This window comes from Acinetobacter sp. NRRL B-65365 (assembly GCF_001605865.1).
GTDB classification, from domain to species: domain Bacteria; phylum Pseudomonadota; class Gammaproteobacteria; order Pseudomonadales; family Moraxellaceae; genus Acinetobacter; species Acinetobacter vivianii.
The window spans coordinates 1-13,950 of the sequence record NZ_LRPD01000042.1; the positions used below are offsets into that span (position 1 = coordinate 1).

Here is a 13,950-nt window from a genome sequence, read left to right on the forward strand (position 1 = left end):
GCGATGAACCAACTAATGCAAAAAACTGATCTTGTTGATCAATACCAATCAGTATTTCATTACTTAAATTTAACAAGTCAAACGGTGATGCATTTTTTTTTGCCTCAACAGATATATTGAAATTCTCGAAAGTTTTCTTGATATCAAGTAAGGAATAATAAAAATCTTTAGAACTTTTAATCGTTTGTAAATAAATAGCAATACGGTCTACATCTATTTGTTGATTGTGTTTTGCAGTAATTGCGGAAGCAATAATAAAGGCGAGATTTGAACTATTTGACTCTATTGAGCCTACTTTAAGTTTAGAGATAGAACTCTGGATATTATCAGGTATATGTTGGACTGAAGCTGAGCACATATTTATTGACCTATAGACTGTGGTAGCTTGGGTTGTATTCAGCCCTGCTAATAATGATATAAAAACGATAAGTTTTTCTAATTTAATCGTCATATAAATGCTTGTATGCAATTTTTACTTAGCAAAACTTTAAGCTCCCATAGCAGTTTTTAATGCCTATTTGTCCAGAGTCAAGAGGATTAATAATTAACTCACGACCAACTAATCCTCCGAGTGCCTCCCCAAGTCCAACATCAATCCGCTGTTGTGTTTCGATATCAGTGAGAATAACTTTCGGTAAGGAAAGCCACCATCCAGGTTGAGCAGCTACAGTATTTTCGAAGCTACCCGAACTGATTTTTTGCCATTGGATAGCTTGCTTTTGTAAGGATAGTGAAGTGTCACTAGTAGGAATTGTTCCAGCTGCATCTTGGGCGAGTAAAATTTCATGGAAACCAGATAGAGGATAATCTTTTAATGTGGCATTACTTAGAGTTAAACCTAAAGGTAGATCTAAGATACCTAACACACTTAGTGGACCAGTTTTGGCGACTACATTATCCAACGTTGCAGTTGTAGAGCGGTTAAGAATAAGCAGTTTGTTATAATCATTAATGTGTGCTTCTGTATAGATCAATCCATTTTCAATCACTACATTCTTCAGAACAGTATTCGTAAGCGTTAAATTCAAATCACCAGATAAAGAGTTAATTCCTCCTGTGTCATCATCTAATGTTGTTAAATCTGTATTTGATCCCAATCCAAGTTTACCTAATATGCCTAATGCCCCAAGGCGAAAGCCAACAATTTCTCGAGTAGAAGCATTGTTGGGCGATTTTATAGCAAACTCGATAAAAGGATTAGTAATGACGGCATCTGATCCTGCATAGCTACCATTTACGGGAAGGACACCTGCTAAGCTAATATCTTCAATATCAATGTCACAACCCACTCCTTTAACTCCACCACAACCTAACTGTAAACGTTTAATATTTGCATTTAGCTCTATTTGTGCTTCCATTCCGAGACGATAAAAACCTACATCTGTATTTGGGTTGCCATTTTCATTAGCTGCAATATTGGTGAGATTAAATAATGCTTGGCCAGTTACACTAGCTAAACTTTTATCATTTAAGACATGGAGTTCGGCATTTACAAGAGAACTGACCAACATTAATGGTATTGTAAATAAGATAGCCTGTTTTATACTTCTAAGATTGTTCATACCAGTTCCTTGGCTTAAAGATTATTTTTCATAGGCTTAGTGTTTTTCTTGAAATTCTTCACTAAGCAATATGTGTATTAAGCAGCTCTACTGAACGAGAATTATGATTTGGTCTTTTATAAGACTTAAACAACAATGGAGACATAATGTGTTCAGTGTACACATTATGCTGGTGTTATGTGCGCGGTGTCAACATGCCTTTGAAGCAATCTGAAAATTTAAGTCAAAAAGCAAATTATCATCATGGAAATGTACGTGAAGAATTATTAAATGCAGGATTAGTTCATTTAGAAAATAATGATGCAGAAAGCCTCAGTTTTAGAGAAATGGCAAGGCAAATTGGCGTAAGTGCTAACGCGGTATATCGACATTTCGAAAGTAAAGACAGTTTTTTGGCCGCATTAGCAGCAAAAGGATTCCAACTTTTACAAGAAGAACAAAATCAGGCTATACAAAAGGCTGATACTCAAATTCAGGCATTAAAAATATTTGGTTTAACATATATAGATTTTGCAAAAAATCATCGGAACCTCTTTGCTTTAATGTTTAATCCGGACTTACAAAAAAATGAAATACCTGAGTTAAAAGAGGCTGCAGATAGTACATATGCTCGATTGCAAAGCTTAACAGCTTCAATTTTGGGTGTGAATGAAGATGTTACTCAAGTGGAAGTATTAGCGATGTTATGTTGCAGCCTTGTGCATGGCCTATCTCATCTTTTACTGGAAGGGCGCCTAGCTGAATCTGAAGAAAAAGCCAATAATTTAGTTTTATTAATTATGAATTATGCTACAGGTTTACTTGCTTCTTCGGCAGAAAAAAACTCTTAATTTATTTTATGTGTGAGGATGAAAAACCAGTCTAGATATTACTAGGCTGGTTTTTATTAATATTTAAAACAATTAATTTGAGCTTTCAACTAATTACTAACAATTTCAGGCTAAGCTTATCCAGCAGCGTGGTCATTGCCACCATGAGCCGCGATGAACATTTTAACAACCGCTCGACAATAGGTTTCGATTTCATGATTGTCCGTTGCTCGTGCTTCATCAAAATGCGCAATCATTAATAGATCACACCCTTTAAAAAGTGCGGCAAACATTCGAGCCGATTGAAAAGGATCAGGTACGTTCAAAGTTCCTTTTGTATGCAATTGAAGTAGTAGGGTTTCGATTTGGTCTATAACGTGGGTAGGGCCAGCTTCGTAATGGAGCTTGCTTAACGACTTTTGGTTTGTCTTATCGGCTACGATCATAGCCTCGACACTACGAACGTCTGGGCTTAATAACGTACGCAGTAGAGATGATCCCACCGCCATGAGTTGTTCTTCGGCCGAACCTTGGAGCCCTTCAAAAAGAGTTTGTGGTGCAAACTGTTGGCACCGATCTAATATTGCTGCGCTGAAAAGGGCCTCTTTATTTTCGAAATGTCGATAGATACTAAGCTTCGATATCTTTGCTTTCTGGGCAACTTTGTCCAATGTTGCTGCTTGAAAACCCAATTCGACAAAAAGTTCATACGCAGCATCCACTATCGTTTGAGCTAATGCTTGATTGACTGGCCGACCGCGTTGACTTCTTTTTTTTTCGCTCACAATAATTATAGTCCTTGACAGTATCTTAATTACTGAATTACGATACCATGAAGTATCCAAAATGTGCAAGCCAGTGATTAGATCTCAGCGATGTCTTTTAGACCTAGATCTCCTCCTGCATATCTAACGCCATAGTGTTCGATGGGGGCAGCACAGTGATGGGTGACTTTCTCTGCAATATCGAAGGGTATTAATTGCCTGTTACAACTAAATATCTGAGCAGGGTATTGAACTTCAAGATATCTGAGCAGGGTATTGAACTTCAAGCATCATCTAACTTCTTGATTTAAATTAGGAGCCTATCACTATGGATGACGTCATTATTATAGGAGGCAGCTTTGCTGGTCTTGCTGCTGCACTGCAACTGGGCCGTGCCCGTCGTAAGGTCACTGTTCTTGACACGGGGCTACCGCGCAATCGCTTCGCTGGTCATTCTCATGGACTGCTTGGACATGACCATAAACCACCGCTAGAAATCTTAGCTGAAGCACGTCGGCAGTTAGAACGCTATCCAACGATTCAGTTAGTCAATGCTCGGGCCGAAAGCATCTCTGGTTCTATCGATAACTTTTCTGTTCTGACTAGCGATGGCAAAACTATGGGCGCACGCCGCCTTATCTTAAGCTATGGTGTGGTCGATCAGATGCCTAATATTTCTGGTTTCGCTGAAAATTGGGGTGCATCTATTGTGCCTTGCCCTTATTGCGATGGTTTTGAAGTTGCTGAACAACATTGGGGACTCGTCTGGTCTGGTCCAAAGTCCCACAATTATGTACGTCTATATCATGATTGGACGAGTACATTAACAGTCTTCACCAATGGTCACGAGATTTCTGCTGATGTTCTCGCAGATCTCGAACGACGTAATGTAAATGTTGTAGAAGGTCAGATTACCGAAATTGCCCACAACGAAGGGCGCACAGTAACTGTAGGTCTTGATAACCATCAAAATATCATGGTTGATATTCTATTCGCACATCCAGACACTAAGCCGTCCGCAGGCTTACATGAATCATTGGGTCTTGCCACGATCAATACACCTTTCGGTATAGCTCTTAAAGTTGATGAACGTCGTGAAACCAGTATGCCTGGTATCTATGCCGCTGGTGATCTCGCTAATCCACTTATGGCCTCAGTTACCACAGCATCATCACAAGGCACAATCGCGGGTATCTCTGCTCAGCAGTCGATGTTGGTTTGAAAACACGGGTTCTTTTCTCATATCAGAGCGTACTACAGAATTTAGCCCAATCAGCCATTAGACCTTTACGTTTTTCTAGATAAGCTCCACGTAGGTAGGCAGCTTCTACCTCATCTGGTAATTTATGCGCAAGTACATGCTCACAGACCTCACGTGGATAATCTGTTTTGTCTGCTGACCAATCACGGAAAGTAGAACGAAAACCATGTGTTGTAATCACTCGGTTTTGTTTAGGGTCAATATAGCCTAAGCCATTTTCTTTTAGCTTCTGTTGGTGCATACGTTTGATCAATGTTGTCAATGACATATCCGATAGCATCTCACCAGTACGTGGTGCTGGGAAGATAAAATCGTGTGGCTGAGTATATTCTTGAATGGTCTTGAGGAAACTAAGGGCTTCTTGAGACAAAGGCACACGATGTTCTTTATCTGCTTTCATCCGTTCTTTAGGAATAATCCAAATTTTATTCTTAAAATCAATTTCCTGCCACTTAGCCCCAAAAATCTCACCAGAGCGGCAGGCAGTTAGAATTGCAAATTCCAGAGCCTTAGGCGAAATCCCTTTTTTCTGTCTCAAGTGCTGAATAAACTCAGCAACTTGTTCATAAGGTAAGGATGGGTGAGGGCGTGATTCCTGTTTTAAGTTACCTAAGATGGGCTCAAGGTTACCTTTCCAAACGGCTGGATTGTCTCCTTCAAAATATCCCATAGCTTTAGCATAATCAAAAATAGTTTCTATACGACCTCGAATACGTTTAGCTGTTTCATTCTTTTCAATCCAGATGGGTTTAAGCACTTCAGCAATATCGACTTTGGTAATCGTGCCAATACTAATATCACCTAACGTTGGATAGATATAAGTTTCTAGTGTTGATGACCACTGCCCAATATGCTTGTCATTTTTGAGTTCACGGGTTTTATTGGCAATCACAACTTTGGCACATTCACGGAATGTTTTGTTTCTTAACTGCTGGATACATAGCTTTTCAAGTTGTTCTTGTTTATGGGCAATTGGATCAATGCCACTTCGTATTTGTAATCTTAATTCAGTTGCTTTAGCGCGAGCTTCAGCTAAGGAAACTTCAGGATAGGGGCCAATGCCGATATCACGGCGATGAGGTTTTAACTTTCCATCCCTATCAAGACGTTTACCAACCACAGCACGCAAAATCCATACACGAGAATTACCTTCGACATTTAAGCAAAGACCGTCAACACCCCCTACAGAATGTCGTCCAGTCTCTTTGATTTTTGCTACACTGAGAGCAGATAGCTCTTTAGCTTTCTTTGGCATGATCTTTGATTTACCCCACAACCTACCCCTCTTAAAATACTAGAAATGGTTGGATTAGACAAGACGTGGTTAGACTGATAATATCTTAAGGTACTGAAAAGTATATTTTTATAAGAGTGGGTTGGACGGTATGAGACACTTGTTATACGGACACCGCTTCCGCCAAATATCTAAATAAGCCCTTGTTTCTACAAGGGCTTATTTTTTTTGTCTGCAAAAATCCTTCAATGTGATTCTTTTCAAATATCTCATAACCTTGGCATAACAAAAAAATGAGTTCCATTTCGTGTTCAAATCGATGTTCAGAGATATGTTTAATCCTGAAGATGTGCTGTTACAACATGTATAAATTGCTAGATTCTCCCATAAGATTGTTTCAGTATAGATCAAGGCATTCGACTTTACAGGACAATGATCATGGCAATAAGAAACCGCCGCTTTTTAAAATATCTTTCTGTTTTGGGTTTTGTAGCAAGCTCTGTCATTACAAGTGTGACGTTCGCCAGTTCGGAGCAGGCTTGGAAAAAGCATGATCAGGATATCAAATCGGCTTGTATAAAAGTCAGCCAGCTTAAAAATGCCAAGCCAGCGAGTAATGTTATGTTGTTTGATGATCGCGCTGGATATTCAGCACTTCTGATTCAAGGTCAATATCCGCAAGCGCACATGAAAAATAAAACGGGCCAAGAGCTTTGTTTGTGGAATAAGACCACCAAGAAGGCCTATTTATCAGAAGCAAATATGAAATTACGTTGATGGGGTTATCAAATACCTAGTGCTCTAAAAATAATAGGTTAATGTCTTTTAGTAAAATAAAGTCATACAATTTTAAGACTTTTAATCAACAGTTTATTTCTTTAATTTGAGTGTCACCGCTTCCAATAAATGTCTAGCTAAATATTTGTTATTACATAGGATTATTTTTATCTGAAATTTATACTTCAACTTAACCTATATAAAAACTTGAATTGAATTACATGGGATAGGACTAGAAAAGAATAAAGAGAAAAAGCTAATGGTCAGATTGAAATTCTACTCTCAACCTGAAGTCACTTATCCATGAGATTGAGCTCGTGTCCGTTTATAGAAAAGCGGTTTGATATGTTTTAAAACATAGTCGGAATGATTCAATAGCTTATATGAACCGTAAGGAAGATTCTGTGTCACTTTAGATGACTCACGATGGCGATCGTCTCACATTATGTTATGAGTAGGGCTAAATCCTAAATCCAATGAAGATATTAACAATTGCTCACATTGCGCGGGCTGTGTTAAATTGCCACCGTTTCAATATTGAAAAGCCTATTTTGAGAGTTGCTCTAGTCTTTGCCCTCATGGCAATGTTCCTGCAATCCGTTGTATTTATACAACCACTTTTACCAGAACAATATCGTATTGCGCTGGTCTGTGTCACCATTTCTGATGCTTTTTCCAATACCATAATTGCTGCTCAACAACATAGTTCCCATCATTTATCTGATCACTCTCATCAGCACCATATGATGAATGAAGATCAAAAAGTTCAGACTGTTCAAAGCACCCACCAGCATGAAGCTGGACATGAATGTCCATACTGTATGGTCTTTGCTAATTTAACTACAGGTCTGGACTTTAATCTTGATCAGGTACTTGACCGCCTTTTTGTGCGGATGTTGGCATTTGAATATCATTTTCAGCATATTTATTTTGCTTTACAGCGTTTATATCTACTTCCACAGGGTAGAGCGCCTCCTTTATTTGCCTAATTTCCAAAGTTTTTATATTTATGGACATTCCTGCAATGTCTTAGCGGAAATTTATGCTTTAAAGGAATTGAAATGTCTCAATTCGAGTTAAACCCATTCTTAAATGGGAACAGTTTTATTGTCTCAAATTATGTCGTACCACAGATAAAATTTATAAATGCTAGCTTTGCTTATCATTTGAGTATTACGTTATTAGTCTATGGAGTATCTGGTTCAACTGCGTTTGCTGCAGATGATTTACAACAAGCCCCTCAATTTTCAACAAACATTGTTGCAGCAGAAAATGAGTTGAGTGTAAATCCTAAAGTAGAGTTGTTACCCACCATAACGGTTACGGCTGAGAAACAGGATGAGAGGCATACTTCCTCGCAGGCGATCACACAATTTAATCACGACTTATTAGAAGTACCTTTTACCAAGTCTCATGTGTCGGGAGAGGATATTCAAAACCATAATGTTCAACGTATTAGTGATGCCTTGGCATTTGTAAATGGCGTGGTCTACCAAGACAGTTACGGTGGTGGTTTTTGGGATAATTATTCATTTCGAGGATTTAGTACTGACCCAAATATGGGAACGATCTATATGCGTAATGGTTTAAGTTCGGTGAGTGGGATCCATACTCCACGAGACATGATAAGTATTCAAGCAATTGATTTCTTAAAAGGGCCAATGGCTGCGATGTATGGGCAGGGCGCAATTGGCGGTATTATGAATATCACTACTAAACAACCTGAATGGCAGTCTAAAAGTACTTTAAGTTTAAGTGGCAGTACTTTAGATGAATATAGGTTCGCGTTTGATACAACCAATGCAATCAGTGATGATCTAGCCTATCGATTAGGTGCAGCTTATGAAAATAATAAGAGTTATAGAGATCATGTAGATAACCAGCACTATTATCTTGCACCACAATTGGCTTGGAAAATTTCAGAACAAACTCAATTGAATCTTGATACGGAGTTTACTGAATACCAAGGTGTTTTTGATCGTGGTATTCCAATGGTTGATGACAAGGTTGCGGTAAATAAAAAAACGTTCTTGGGAGAACCAAGTGATGGTGATATTAAAATTAAAGATCAGATGTACCAGTTACGTTTGAATCATGAGTTTGACGATAATTGGAATAATACGACTGCAATTACCTACAATCATGGGCAGCGTGAAGGTACATCAACTGAGATTGGTTCAATTGCAGAAGATGGCAGAACCGCAAATCGTTTCCGTCGAGCTCGTCAATTTGAGACGGAAACAACACATTTTCAGTCAATTTTACGAGGCAAGTTTAGTAGTGGCTCGCTTCAACATGAATTGGTAACCAATGTGGAAGCTGGGCATTATACGATTGATCAGACTCAGCTTCGGAATGCTGTCGGCACTAACAGCCCAATAGATATTTATGATCCGATTTACGGTGAAAATCTTTTGCCTTTGACCCGAATCACTAAAGACACTACGGAAACTCAGGATATGCTGGGACTGAACATTCAGGATCAGATTTTCTTGAATGATCAGTGGAATATATTATTGGGAGGTCGTTTTAATCGTTTAGAGCAGCGAATTGAAAACCATCAAACAGGAAAATCATCTCAACAGCTATTTATGCCATTTACACCAAGAGCTGCTATTAATTTTAAAGCGACAGAAAAGCTGTCTTTTTACAGTAACTGGGGGAAGGGCTTTGAACTAAACACGGGGTTGAATAAAGATAATGACCTCTATGAACCTGAAAAGACAACGAGCTGGGAAGTTGGGACAAAATATCAATTTCAACCGCAGAGTTGGTTTGGATTAACTTTTTTTGATTTAGATAAGCGCCATTTGCTCACCGAAGGTATTACAGATAGTTATGTTGATAATGGTCATGTGCAAAGCAAAGGCATTGAGCTTGAACTGCAACATCAATTTAATGATAACCTGCGGGTGAATGCAAATTATACCTATACGGATGCTTCTGTCATTGAAAGTGAAGTAGATGAAACTGGCTCCCGACTTAAAAATATTCCTAAACATACTGCAAATCTTAGTGCTGATTATCAAATGAATGTTTTTGGACGTAAGGCTGGATTAGTTGGAAACATTAACTATTACGGACAACGTAGCGCGAACTATATTGATAATGGAACAACTTTACCTGAATTTACGGTAGTGAATATTGGTGGCTATTTACAGATCCGTCCTGATCTGCGAGCCCAACTCAATATCGATAATCTTTTCGATAAGGATTATTACGTTGCGAGCTATACAAATTTCTGGGTACAGCCTGACGAACCATTGAAAGCGACCCTGCGCTTTGATTGGTCTTTCTGATTTTTTGAGTGAAATTAAACAGATTAAGTTGAACAGTGATGAAGAAAAGATTATTGAGTTCTTTCATTTTCGCCAGTGTAATGATGGGCTGTGGTCAGCATGATCAGGCGGTGAAGGATGAGAAAGCAAATTCGGAAGTTAAAAGAAATTTTGATGCCCAACTACAAAAATGGGTTGGGCATTATGAAGGCGCACTTCCATGTGCGGGATGTTCGGCATTTTGTGAAGGCTGTGACGGTATGAATGTAGATTTAAAAATTTATGCAGATCAGACTTTTCGGTTAGAGCGGACAAGTAATAGTGATCATAATAAACATGAGCTGTATGCCGGAAATTTTAGTTTCTTAGATAATGGGAAAGTAAAAATCCAATTACAAAGTGTGAAAGAGCGAAATCAGCTAATTTTAGGTCATGGTTATGTTGAAGTTTTAGAGACTAAGACGGGATTACCTTATCAGCTATTTGAAGATTTCCAACTGGATAAAATTGCCTAATAGAGTTGCTAGGCACTATTTTTAGTGCCTAGCCAACCAATTATAACAATCTGCATTGATACTGTTTAAGCATGATGAAAGCAATAGCCACGGCTATGCTGATTGCTAAGGTTGGCAAACAAATTAGAAGAATAACCAGAGACAGAAGAAGAAAAAGTCTCTGTTTTATGTTGCCGGCTCCCCAAAGTTGTAAGCTCTGATTTACGAAATTGGAGGTTGTCTGTTTTAAATTAAATGTACGGCTCCACAGCCAGAAAGCCAAAAGAATCAGAAAGCATAGAGCAAGTGCATAGATCATTAAGATCAATTGATTGACCCAACCAAATAAAACACCAATATGCGCATCAACACCCCAGCGTGTGAGTTTTGCCGCGATTGGAAAATCTTTAAAGTGTAAATGATCAATAACCTTATTATTTCTAAGATCAATAGCGATACTATCTGCTTCTGTAGGCCAACGACGACGTATTTCAGAAACTGTCCATGCTGTATTTATCGTTGTCGGTGGTTTTATTTGAAGTTCAGCACTGCGAATACCATTTTGTCTGGCAACCTGTAGCACTTGATCAAAATCTTCTGCTTTTATAAGTGGCTGATGGTTCATTTGACCCATATCGCTATGATGATGTGCATGACTATCAATCGAATGCGTACCCGAAAGAGAGCTAACGAGAGCTGGTGTTTGCCAATTCAAGGCTTGGCGAAGTATGCGGATATTTTCTCCTGTCCATTTAGACCAAGTTAGTCCTGTAATCGCAACAATGAGTAATAATGGGAGCAAGACTATTCCAATTGTGCTATGCCATTTTAAAACTTTATTGCGGATGGTCTTGCTCTGATTAAAATGTTTTCTACGCATATACCAATGATAAAGTCCTGACAGACTGAGAATGGCTAACCAACTTGCTGCAAGCTCACTATAGAGTCTTCCAATGTCACCCAGTAGTAAATTGCTGTGGAGTTGATCGATTAGCGTTCTTAAGGGGAGTACACCGCTCGTACCATAAACAGGTAGTTGCCCCATAACCTCTAATGTATACGGATTCACAAAAACTGCTTGGTTATTCAGTTTATTTTCTGGATCAGAATAAATAACTCGAGTGGTTTGATCCGATGTAGGTGCTGGACGTAGCTCAGTAATTCTTGCTGATTCTGCCATTACAGATTGAGCTGCAAGGACTTGCAGACTCAGTTGTTGTTGAGGGCGATTTTCACTGTGTACATACAACTGCTCCTTATAAATATATTGCTCTAATTGCGGACTGCTCACATACAGGAAGCCAGTAAATGCGGCAATAAAAATAAATGGCGCAACAAATATCCCTGCATATATATGGACTAAGCGGAATAGATTTCGCCAATAAGAAGGTTGTTGAGGCATGGCAATCAGAAGTTAATGATGAGCTATTGGGGGTGATGAAATTATAACTGTTTAGACCATATAGCACGACAGGGTAATGTTAATGCGTATTATAAGGTTGGCGATTATATTCGATGCTGACAATATGTTTACACTTTCATAAGTCTAATGGTTAAGGCTGTATCAGCTTAGCTAGCCTTAACGCATTCATTCAAACATTTTAAAATTTCCATTGCACTGCCAATGATGCATTCAATGGTTCACCAGGCTGTATCCACATCTCACTATAACTCGCCGTGTAATAGGTTTTGTCCAGAAGGTTATTCAGGTTGAACTGATAACGTATTTGTTCACTTGGCGCATAGTAAGCATTTAAATTAATTAATGTATATTCAGGAAGATTGAATCCGTTATCAGTGCTATGACCGCTACGTTTCCCAACATAAACAGCTGTTGCCCCAACGCCTACATTTGAGTTGTTAGATAGCATCCATTCATAGTTTGTACTGATTGAACCGCTATGTTTAGGAACGTTGCTTAGGCGTGAACCCTTAGCAAGTGTTTGATCTTTCTCAATCTGAGCATCTGTGTAACTATAATTGGCGCGAAGTGATAACTGGTCATTCAGTTGTGTTTCGACATCTAGCTCTATCCCTTGGCTAGAGACTTGTCCAGCGGTTATCTGGAAGTTGTTATCTATTGGGTCTGTTGTGAGCACATTTTCCTTATCCATTTTAAATAATGCAATACTGAGCAGACTTTGTGGGTTGAGTTGGTATTTACTGCCGATCTCATAACTTTGACCTTTTTCTGGGTCAAAGGTTTGATTATTGCGATCCATGCCACTATTAATTGCAAATGATTGGCTGTAATTGGCATAGACTGACCACGCATCACTCAAACGATAGTTCAAACCAAAACGTGGACTGGTTTGTTGTAAGTCTTTTTGATTTGAGGTCGTGGCAATCTTATTCACAAATTCTTGTGTGACATGATCAAAGCGTAGACCAAGTAAAACACTCCATTGATCATTTAAAAATATCTGATCTTGGACATTGAAGGCGAAGTATTTTTGTCGATCCTCAGTGTCAATAAATAGGGGAAGGTCTGGTAAATATTTTCCATATACAGGTTGGTAAATATCAATGGTGTTGGGTATATCTGAACTGTGATTACGCCGTAGCTGCAATTGGCGATATTTCATTTGTCCTGTTTCTGCGCTTAACAATATTTCATGTTTTGCCCAGTCTTGCTGGATCGTGCCTAACATTTCTGTTTGGAATAACACATCATCACTTTTATTATCCCGATAACGTCGCTGCCGCTCTAAAGTACGACCATCGCTTTGTATACGACGAGGTTCACTAGAAAAACCTTTTAACAAACTATCTTTCACACTCACAGCACTTTTGACCTTCCAATCGTCATTTAGCTCATGCGTGAGCCGAATTTGATAAAAATTATCAGTTTGTAAATGATCTCCATCGCTTGGTTCACCTGTATAGGTTTTTGGATTCATCACAATTTGCTTCTGATAAGCACTAATACCACGATCAAATAATCCTTCTACACGAGTGAATTCTGTGTCTAAGTCTAATTGAGTTCGATCGGATAACTTCCAGCTTAATTGCGGAGAAAAAAACCAGCGTGAATTACTCACATAGTCCCGAAAACTCTGATTATCTTCATGTGCAATAGCAAAACGATATGCTAATTGGTCATTAATGGGGGCGGTATGCTCAAAGCTAGCACGATATTTTTCTAGACTATTCGCTCGTAAATTGATTTCACTAGATGATTCCCATGCTGGCTTTTTCGTATTGATATTGAGTAAACCACCCGTTTCTCCTCGTCCATATAGTGCAGCCATTGGGCCTTTGAGAAACTCTAAAGATTCAATATTGACCATATCCCGAGACGCACTGAGACCCCGATTTACACTTAATCCATTTCGAATAATTTGCGGTCCGATATTCGGGTCAGTACTAAATCCACGAAATGAAAAATTATCCCAGAAGCCGCCACCATAATTGGTTTGACTGAACACGCCACTGACTTGATTTAAAGCGTCATCTATACGTTGTACATCTTGCTGTTTTAAAACTTCCTGAGAAAGAAAGCTACGACTAGAGGGGGTATCAAGTACATCATGCGTAAATTTCGTCGATGCAGATGTTGTTAAGACATCTTGATCTGTTTTTTGTGCTTGTATGACGATTGTTGGAAGGGATGTCGTCGAATCAGATGTTTGTGCCCAAACAAAGTTTGACAGTAATGAACATGAAGAGATTAGATAAAATTTGGAAAGCATAGTAAGCACATACAAATCAAATGTAATGTTATATTATTGCATTAAATTGTCTTTTGCATTTTATTTCTTAAATATTTCA

At 38.7% G+C, this 13,950-nt stretch carries 12 protein-coding genes; 6 read left to right on the forward strand and 6 right to left on the reverse strand.

Annotated features, from left to right (window positions below):
- Positions 1–358: hypothetical protein (locus tag AWW72_RS14165; RefSeq protein WP_062847764.1), on the reverse strand; the 358-nt coding region annotated here is incomplete at its 3' end.
- A gap of 118 nt (positions 359–476) precedes the next feature.
- Positions 477–1,562: a hypothetical protein gene (locus AWW72_RS14170; RefSeq protein WP_062847765.1), complete on the reverse strand. Its 1,086-nt coding sequence runs from the start codon at positions 1,560–1,562 to the stop codon at positions 477–479.
- Between the two features lie 194 nt (positions 1,563–1,756).
- Here AWW72_RS14170 and AWW72_RS14175 point away from each other — a divergent pair, with 194 nt between their 5' ends.
- The gene (locus AWW72_RS14175) at positions 1,757–2,392 is read left to right on the forward strand and encodes a TetR/AcrR family transcriptional regulator (RefSeq protein ID WP_062847766.1); all 636 of its coding nucleotides are present in this window, start codon (positions 1,757–1,759) and stop codon (positions 2,390–2,392) included.
- Between the two features lie 116 nt (positions 2,393–2,508).
- On the opposite strand, the gene AWW72_RS14180 is transcribed toward AWW72_RS14175, so the two are convergent.
- On the reverse strand, positions 2,509–3,156 hold the full coding sequence (locus tag AWW72_RS14180) for a TetR/AcrR family transcriptional regulator (protein ID WP_062847767.1): 648 nt from the start codon (positions 3,154–3,156) through the stop codon (positions 2,509–2,511).
- Between the two features lie 307 nt (positions 3,157–3,463).
- Between AWW72_RS14180 and AWW72_RS14185 the strand changes: the two genes are divergently transcribed.
- Positions 3,464–4,357 carry an NAD(P)/FAD-dependent oxidoreductase gene (locus AWW72_RS14185; protein ID WP_062847768.1) on the forward strand — a complete coding sequence of 298 codons (894 nt, stop codon included), beginning with the start codon at positions 3,464–3,466 and terminating at the stop codon, positions 4,355–4,357.
- 22 nt (positions 4,358–4,379) lie between these two features.
- On the opposite strand, the gene AWW72_RS14190 is transcribed toward AWW72_RS14185, so the two are convergent.
- Positions 4,380–5,651, reverse strand: a complete 1,272-nt coding sequence (locus tag AWW72_RS14190; RefSeq protein ID WP_062847769.1) for a tyrosine-type recombinase/integrase — start codon at positions 5,649–5,651, stop codon at positions 4,380–4,382.
- A 417-nt stretch (positions 5,652–6,068) separates the two neighbouring features.
- Between AWW72_RS14190 and AWW72_RS14195 the strand changes: the two genes are divergently transcribed.
- The 4 genes from AWW72_RS14195 to AWW72_RS14210 all read left to right on the forward strand — a co-directional run bounded on the left by AWW72_RS14195 (position 6,069) and on the right by AWW72_RS14210 (position 10,200).
- Positions 6,069–6,407 (forward strand): hypothetical protein, encoded by a 339-nt coding sequence (locus AWW72_RS14195; RefSeq protein WP_062847770.1) that lies wholly within the window; start codon positions 6,069–6,071, stop codon positions 6,405–6,407.
- Positions 6,408–6,883: 476 nt separating this feature from the next.
- Complete coding sequence (locus tag AWW72_RS14200) at positions 6,884–7,396, forward strand: DUF2946 domain-containing protein (protein WP_249409176.1); 513 nt, start codon at positions 6,884–6,886, stop codon at positions 7,394–7,396.
- A 72-nt stretch (positions 7,397–7,468) separates the two neighbouring features.
- Complete coding sequence (locus AWW72_RS14205; RefSeq protein ID WP_155858563.1) at positions 7,469–9,706, forward strand: TonB-dependent receptor; 2,238 nt, start codon at positions 7,469–7,471, stop codon at positions 9,704–9,706.
- Between the two features lie 38 nt (positions 9,707–9,744).
- Positions 9,745–10,200 (forward strand): copper resistance protein NlpE N-terminal domain-containing protein, encoded by a 456-nt coding sequence (locus AWW72_RS14210; RefSeq protein WP_005258400.1) that lies wholly within the window; start codon positions 9,745–9,747, stop codon positions 10,198–10,200.
- A gap of 40 nt (positions 10,201–10,240) precedes the next feature.
- Here AWW72_RS14210 and AWW72_RS14215 read toward each other — a convergent pair whose 3' ends face one another.
- Complete coding sequence (locus AWW72_RS14215) at positions 10,241–11,581, reverse strand: PepSY-associated TM helix domain-containing protein (RefSeq protein WP_062847772.1); 1,341 nt, start codon at positions 11,579–11,581, stop codon at positions 10,241–10,243.
- 199 nt (positions 11,582–11,780) lie between these two features.
- Positions 11,781–13,871, reverse strand: a complete 2,091-nt coding sequence (locus AWW72_RS14220) for a TonB-dependent siderophore receptor (protein WP_062847773.1) — start codon at positions 13,869–13,871, stop codon at positions 11,781–11,783.
- Positions 13,872–13,950 lie beyond the last annotated feature (79 nt).

Excerpts from the sequence above, each read along its gene's own strand:
- AWW72_RS14170 (WP_062847765.1), bottom strand. The coding sequence starts at position 1,562 with ATGAACAATCTTAGAAGTATAAAACAGGCTATCTTATTTACAATACCA.
- AWW72_RS14175 (WP_062847766.1), top strand. The coding sequence starts at position 1,757 with ATGCCTTTGAAGCAATCTGAAAATTTAAGTCAAAAAGCAAATTATCAT.
- AWW72_RS14185 (WP_062847768.1), top strand. The coding sequence starts at position 3,464 with ATGGATGACGTCATTATTATAGGAGGCAGCTTTGCTGGTCTTGCTGCT.
- AWW72_RS14190 (WP_062847769.1), bottom strand. The coding sequence starts at position 5,651 with ATGCCAAAGAAAGCTAAAGAGCTATCTGCTCTCAGTGTAGCAAAAATC.
- AWW72_RS14195 (WP_062847770.1), top strand. The coding sequence starts at position 6,069 with ATGGCAATAAGAAACCGCCGCTTTTTAAAATATCTTTCTGTTTTGGGT.
- AWW72_RS14200 (WP_249409176.1), top strand. The coding sequence starts at position 6,884 with ATGAAGATATTAACAATTGCTCACATTGCGCGGGCTGTGTTAAATTGC.
- AWW72_RS14205 (WP_155858563.1), top strand. The coding sequence starts at position 7,469 with ATGTCTCAATTCGAGTTAAACCCATTCTTAAATGGGAACAGTTTTATT.
- AWW72_RS14210 (WP_005258400.1), top strand. The coding sequence starts at position 9,745 with ATGAAGAAAAGATTATTGAGTTCTTTCATTTTCGCCAGTGTAATGATG.
- AWW72_RS14215 (WP_062847772.1), bottom strand. The coding sequence starts at position 11,581 with ATGCCTCAACAACCTTCTTATTGGCGAAATCTATTCCGCTTAGTCCAT.
- AWW72_RS14220 (WP_062847773.1), bottom strand. The coding sequence starts at position 13,871 with ATGCTTTCCAAATTTTATCTAATCTCTTCATGTTCATTACTGTCAAAC.